This is a genomic window from Acidovorax sp. JG5 (genome assembly GCF_017939685.1).
Classification (GTDB): Bacteria; Pseudomonadota; Gammaproteobacteria; order Burkholderiales; family Burkholderiaceae_C; genus Acidovorax.
Genome location: NZ_JAGKSE010000045.1, coordinates 1 through 5,742, shown reverse-complemented (window position 1 = coordinate 5,742; position 5,742 = coordinate 1). Strand labels below are relative to the sequence as shown.

Below are 5,742 nucleotides of genomic sequence, written 5' to 3'. Positions count from 1 at the left end.
GGCGCGCATGTACGCCAGCAGGGCTTCGTCGCTGTGACGCCTGGCAGGTCTACCGTGGCCAGAATCACGCCGGCGCAGCCAGTTGAAGTACCCGCTGGCGCTGACCTCCAGCACCCCGCAGGACACATTCACCGGGTACAGCTTTCTCATTTGGTGAATCCAGGCGTACCTCGCAGCGTGTCCTGCGCGAAGTACGCCGCGGCTTTTTTTGCGATGTCGCGCTCCATGCGAAGGCGAGCATTCTCTGCACGCAACCGGGCTATCGCCATCTGCTCGGGCGAAACCTGGATGCTCTTGTCTCCACCGCCCGCACCGTCCAATTCTCCCTTGGCTGACAGCCGTACCCAGTTGCCCAGGCTCGCTTTGGGAATGCCCAGTACCTTGGCCACCACCGCAATCGCCTGACCCGAGCGGACCTGCCGAACAGCCTCCTGCTTGAACTCTCGCGTGTACTGCGCACGCACCTGAGGTTGCCCCTGAAAAGTGGAGTTCTTATCCTCTCTTCATGGCCAGAGCGGTCCTGCAAGAGTTGATAGAGTCCTTGCAATCTACCCAGGGAGTAAAGCCATGTTGATTGCCCTGCACAAGAACGCCCGCACCACGCCCGCGGTGCGTGCCGAGATCGCAGCCAGCAACGAGCCAGCCAACGTCCTGGCCCTGCGCTTCGGGATCACTGAGCAGACGGTTTACAAATGGAAGAAGCGCGATGTTTTTGCAGACCGCTCGCATACGGCCCATCACCTGCAGACCGTGCTCACGCCTGCGCAAGAGACCGTGGTGCTCCACCTCAGGCGTACCCTGCTGCTGCCCCTGGATGACCTGCTGGCGGTCACGCGCGAGTTCATTTGCCCCCATGTCTCACGCTCTGGCTTGGACCGCTGTCTGCGCCGCCATGGCGCGGGCAACCTCAACGCCCTCAAACCCCAGGAGCCTGCGGTAGCACACAAGGCCTTCAAGAGCTACGAGCCTGGCTATGTGCACATGGATGTGAAGTACCTGCCCCAGATGCAGGACGAGAGCAGCAGGCGCTATCTGTTCGTGGCCATTGATCGGGCTACGCGCTGGGTGTTTGTGCAGCTCAAGACCAACAAGACGGCCGCCAGTGCGCAAGCCTTCCTGAAGGCATTGCACAAGGCCTGTCCACTCAGGATCACCAAGCTGCTGACCGACAACGGCAAGGAGTTCACAGACCGCCTGTTTGCCAGCCGGGAACGCGAACCCAGCGGCAACCATGAGTTCGATCAACTGTGCCAGGAGCTGGGCATAGAGCACCGGCTGACCAAGCCCAGAACACCGAGAACCAACGGTATGGTGGAGCGGTTCAATGGGCGTATTGCAGACGTCCTGAAGACCCACAGGTTCAACAGCCGCGAGGACATGGAGCAAACCTTGTTGCGCTATGTGGCGCTGTACAACCACCAATTGCCGCAATCAGCGCTCAAGAGCAGTACGCCCATGCAGGCCATGAAACAGTGGTATCAGTCGCACCCGCATCTGTTTAACAAGCGACCATATGATCGTCCGGGATGCGACAGTTAGGACGACTCCACTCGGGAATCAGTAGCTTGCGCAGCAAGACCCATAAAAAAGCCCGGAAGGCGAGTTGTACGCTCCTCATTCCGGGCTCGAGTGCCGTTAAAGCAAGGGTTAGTCCAGCTTTTCAAGCTTGGCTTCAGCAATTACCTTGGCCTAATGCTGCTGGCACTTGATGTATGCCAGGAAGCCGTCCCGCGTGTTGATGAACGGAATACCGCTCTTTCGCATCTCGAGCTGCGCAAATAATTTGCGAATAGGTCTTGTCACGATTCCGCCGTAAATCCGAGTTTTTTGACCAACCGACCCCAGACGTCGTGCTGTTTTCGAAGGCTTTCGCTCATCTCGGCAGCGCTGGAACCCTTTGCGACAAGGCCGAAGCTGGCAAGTGATTCGGCTACATTCCTGCTTCCTAGGGACTGGATGATGCTCTTGTTTGCCTTCGCTATCAGGTCATCAGGTGTAGACGCCGGGGCGAAGAAGCCGTACCACTGCTCCTCGGCAGGATAGCCGTCACCAAATTTCTGTTCGGCGAAGGTGGGGGTTTCTGGTGTGAACGGTGTGCGTCGCACGCCTGATGTGGCTAGAAGCCGCAACTTACCCGATCGCTGAAAGCTCAAGAAATTTCCCGTTGGGGCGATCATGGCGCTGATCTGCCCTCCGACCAAATCGGCTACACCAGGCGCCGCCCCACGGTAAGCCACATGGGTAAGTGGGACTCCTGCTTCTCTGCTCAGCAATGATCCGAGCAAATGCGAGGAGGAGCCCGTGCTCGGAGAGCCGAAACTTGCCTGCTGTGGGTTGGCCTTCGCCCAGGCCATGTAGTCTCTCAGTGTCTTGACCTGATCCGGCACCATGGGTCCAACTGCCAGAGCATCTGTGGTCAATGCCACAACGGAGATTGGGAGGAAGTCTCTAAAAGGATCGTAGTCGAGCTTGTTGTATATGAACGGGTAAAGCGACAACACCCCGTCGGGTGTCAGCAGCAGAGTGTGGCCGTCGGGCGCGGCGGTCTTGACAGCCGTGCAGGCGATGCGCCCTCCAGCGCCTGACCGGTTGTCAACGACCACTGAATTTGCGTAACCCGCATTGACCATGCCTCCACCAACACGTCGGCTGACCGTGTCGACAACGCCACCCGCCGGGAACCCGTTGATCACCTTTCAGCACACTTGTCCCTTGCGCCATTGCGCGGGATGTGGAACCAAGTGCGACGATAGCGCCGATTGAATGAATTATCGAACGTCGGTTGAGCATTCTGCTGAAGTCTCCTCTCATGATTGGGCGGTGAATCCAATTTGCTTCACCACGCCGCGCCAGCGCTGGAGGTCTGAGTTCAGGCGCGCAGCCAAGTCTGTGGTTGGATGGTGTCTGACGTAGGTGGCGTTGCCGGACGCAGGCAAGGCCTGATTGTCGATTATGAGCTGGGTCTCCATTCTTGGCTTCTCCTGAGTTTGGTCATATTGCGAAAAACACTGCCTACTCTAGGAGTACTACCGATGTCAGTAAAACGGAGAATTTGGATGCCAAGTATTGGTCATACCGATAGTAAGTTGGAGCCCCGAGCGTCATCAGGTAGGGATGTCCTGAACAACTCGAATTCGCGAGTGCTACAAGGCCGCAGTTTTCAGATGGCGTAGAGGACGCCATTTTTTCCCTGCAGATGGGCCTGCTTTTATGCGGCCCCGGGGCCCTTGTCGCCGCTTTGGCAACCATTTGGCTGGGCGGTCTCAAATCTGAAGTGCAACACCCTCACCGAGGGTAATGTATGCAGATGAGAAAGAGATACGAACACTTGCAGCCAGAAGATAGGGTGACGTTGGCATCGCTGCGCCAGCAGGGCTGGAGCATCAGGGCCATAGCCCGCCTTCAAGGCCGCAGCCCAAGCACCATCAGCCGTGAGTTGCGGCGCAACGCCTGCAATGGCAGTTACGCCAGCGCGCCTGCGCAGCGCCTGTGCCAGCAGCGTCGCATTCAGGTCAGGCCATGCCCCAAACTGCACAGCTCCGGGGCGTTGTGGATGCTTGTCACCACCATGCTGTGCTGGCTGTGGTCGCCCCAGCAGATTACACACACACTCCAGCGCATGTATCCCCAAGAGCCAAGCAAGCATGCCTCGCACGAGAGCATCTACACCGCCATCTATGCATACCCACGCGGCGAGTTGCGCCGCCAGCTCATCGCACTGCTGCGCCAGGGCAAGAGTACACGCCGCCCGCGTTCAGCAGGCTCTCATCGGCGCGGTCAGATTCCAGACATGGTCTCTATCCATGTTCGCCCACCCGAGGTCAATGATCGCGTGATGCCGGGGCATTGGGAGGGGGATTTGATCAAGGGCGCTGGCAACAAGTCGGCGGTGGGTGTGCTGGTCGAGCGCTCAACGCGCCTGGTGCTGCTGTGCAAGATGCCTGACGCATCGGCTGAGAGTGCACTGGCTGCGTTCACCAACAAGCTGCGCCAGATTGCAGACCCGATGCGCCAGACGCTCACCTATGACCAGGGCAAGGAGATGGCCCGGCATAAGGAGCTCGCCGAAGCCCTTGGTATGCGCGTGTACTTTTGTGATCCGCACAGCCCTTGGCAAAAGGGCAGTTGCGAGAATACCAATGGGCTGCTGCGCCAGTTCATGCCCAAGGGCACAGACCTGAGCGTGCATGACCAGGAGGCGCTGGATTCCATGGCCGATCTGATGAACAACCGTCCTCGGCAGACGCTCGGATGGGATTCTCCCTATCAGGCCTTACAGCGATTCATGGCGGCTATCGCCGAGAGGAACTCCGCTACCATTCATTGAATATCAACCAGCGGTGTTGCACTTCAGATTTGAGACCGCCCTGTATTCAGGCGCACTCAGCCTCAGATGAAGCCTGGCGCACCAGGTTTCGTAACCAATTCAGGTCTGGAAAGGCTTCTCGGCTTCTTGCCCAGATCATGACCAGATCCATGGTCGGCAACTCGAAGGGCGGTTTGAAGATGTCAATATCGAAGATTTTCACGTAGTGGAGCGCGAGCGATCGGGGCACCAAGCTGATGATGTCTGTATTGACAACCAACTGAGGGAGCAACGTGAAATAGGGAACCTGGAACTGAGTACGTTGTCGCAAGCCTAGGCGGTTCAGAGTTTCCTGCTCAATGGTCTCGTGTCCGTCTGTACGACAATAGACGGCGTGTGGACGTTCGAGGTACTCGAGCTGACTCATTGCCTTTGCACTGCCTGAATGCGCGCGCCACTGGATTGCCACCAAGTCGTCTTGCATGAAAATTTCATGCTGAAAATCCTGATCGCTGCGGCTTATGCCGCAGGCTTGCAAATTGGATGGAAGATTGGGGCAGATAATCAGGTCAAGTGATCCGAGTTGCAGTTCTTTGGCGGATATGCCCGGCGTAGGCGTGAGGGTAAGGGTAATGTTCGGGGCTAGCGTCTGCAGGACAGCCCCTAGCCTCGACGTCACGAGTGCCGAAACATAGTCTGCTGTTGCAATGCGAAAGCGCGATGCAGCCGTGTAAGGATCGAATTGCTCCGTTTGGAACAGACGGCCAGTCAACTCCATGATGCGCTCTAGCTCTGGTACCAGTCGCTTGGCTCTTTCAGTAAGAACCATTTCCCGGCCATGCTGCATCAGTAGCTCGTCGCCGAATATCTCGCGCAGCTGACGAAGTGATCCACTGACCGTGGATTGAGTGAGGTGCAGCCTGCCCGCAGCTCTGGTTACATTAGCTGTCCGTAGCAACTCAGCCAATATCGGCAGCAGGTTCATATTGACGCTGCGCAGTGTGTTAACCGAATTTTTCATGGCATGCATTCTCCCGTTTGGCGCAGGCTCTGAACCTTGCCGGACTGCAGTCAATCTGACCTTGCCCCTGTTTCGTGTAGCTCTTAACCCACGGTTCACGCGGCCTTTTTACGCTGTGCCTCGTACCAGCGCTGCTCGTACTGCATCGGGCTGAGGTAGCCCAGCGACGAATGCAGCCTGCGGTGATTGTAGAAGGCCATCCAGTCCATCACTGCCTGCCTGGCCTGCTCACGGGTAGCGAATTTGCACCCATGCACGCTGGCTGTTTTCAGCTGACCCCAGAAGCTCTCGGTCGGTGCGTTGTCCCAGCAGTTCCCCTTTCTGCTCATCGATGAACGCATGCCCCAGTCCTTCAAGGCATCCTGGAACTCATAGCTGCAATACTGGCTGCCCCGGTCGCTGTGGAATATCAGCC

6 protein-coding genes and 1 pseudogene are annotated in these 5,742 nt (G+C 57.7%); 2 read left to right on the top strand and 5 right to left on the bottom strand.

Features of this window, described 5'->3' with window-relative positions; all coding sequences use genetic code 11:
- Window positions 1-464, bottom strand: a pseudogene (locus J8G26_RS18835) (transposase); the annotation flags it as partial.
- Between the two features lie 103 nt (window positions 465-567).
- On the opposite strand from J8G26_RS18835, the gene J8G26_RS18830 reads away from it, so the two are divergent.
- Window positions 568-1,539 (top strand): IS481 family transposase, encoded by a 972-nt coding sequence (locus J8G26_RS18830; protein WP_210570768.1) that lies wholly within the window; start codon window positions 568-570, stop codon window positions 1,537-1,539.
- A gap of 260 nt (window positions 1,540-1,799) precedes the next feature.
- On the opposite strand, the gene J8G26_RS18825 is transcribed toward J8G26_RS18830, so the two are convergent.
- Together J8G26_RS18825 and J8G26_RS18820 are read right to left on the bottom strand one after the other, a co-directional pair.
- A complete protein-coding gene (locus J8G26_RS18825) occupies window positions 1,800-2,693 on the bottom strand; it encodes a tripartite tricarboxylate transporter substrate-binding protein (protein ID WP_349238341.1) in 894 nt (297 codons plus the stop codon).
- A gap of 114 nt (window positions 2,694-2,807) precedes the next feature.
- Complete coding sequence (locus tag J8G26_RS18820) at window positions 2,808-2,969, bottom strand: hypothetical protein (RefSeq protein WP_210570766.1); 162 nt, start codon at window positions 2,967-2,969, stop codon at window positions 2,808-2,810.
- A 338-nt stretch (window positions 2,970-3,307) separates the two neighbouring features.
- Here J8G26_RS18820 and J8G26_RS18815 point away from each other — a divergent pair, with 338 nt between their 5' ends.
- Window positions 3,308-4,327, top strand: coding sequence for an IS30 family transposase (locus tag J8G26_RS18815; RefSeq protein WP_210570764.1), 1,020 nt, complete (start codon window positions 3,308-3,310; stop codon window positions 4,325-4,327).
- A 46-nt stretch (window positions 4,328-4,373) separates the two neighbouring features.
- Here the strand turns inward: J8G26_RS18815 and J8G26_RS18810 are convergent, their stop codons facing one another.
- Complete coding sequence (locus J8G26_RS18810; protein ID WP_210570762.1) at window positions 4,374-5,327, bottom strand: LysR family transcriptional regulator; 954 nt, start codon at window positions 5,325-5,327, stop codon at window positions 4,374-4,376.
- Between the two features lie 95 nt (window positions 5,328-5,422).
- Window positions 5,423-5,742 (bottom strand): integrase core domain-containing protein (locus J8G26_RS18805; protein ID WP_210570760.1); only part of this gene is annotated, 320 nt, incomplete at its 5' end.

Excerpts from the sequence above, each read along its gene's own strand:
- J8G26_RS18820 (WP_210570766.1), bottom strand. The coding sequence starts at position 2,969 with ATGGAGACCCAGCTCATAATCGACAATCAGGCCTTGCCTGCGTCCGGC.
- J8G26_RS18810 (WP_210570762.1), bottom strand. The coding sequence starts at position 5,327 with ATGAAAAATTCGGTTAACACACTGCGCAGCGTCAATATGAACCTGCTG.
- J8G26_RS18830 (WP_210570768.1), top strand. The coding sequence starts at position 568 with ATGTTGATTGCCCTGCACAAGAACGCCCGCACCACGCCCGCGGTGCGT.
- J8G26_RS18815 (WP_210570764.1), top strand. The coding sequence starts at position 3,308 with ATGAGAAAGAGATACGAACACTTGCAGCCAGAAGATAGGGTGACGTTG.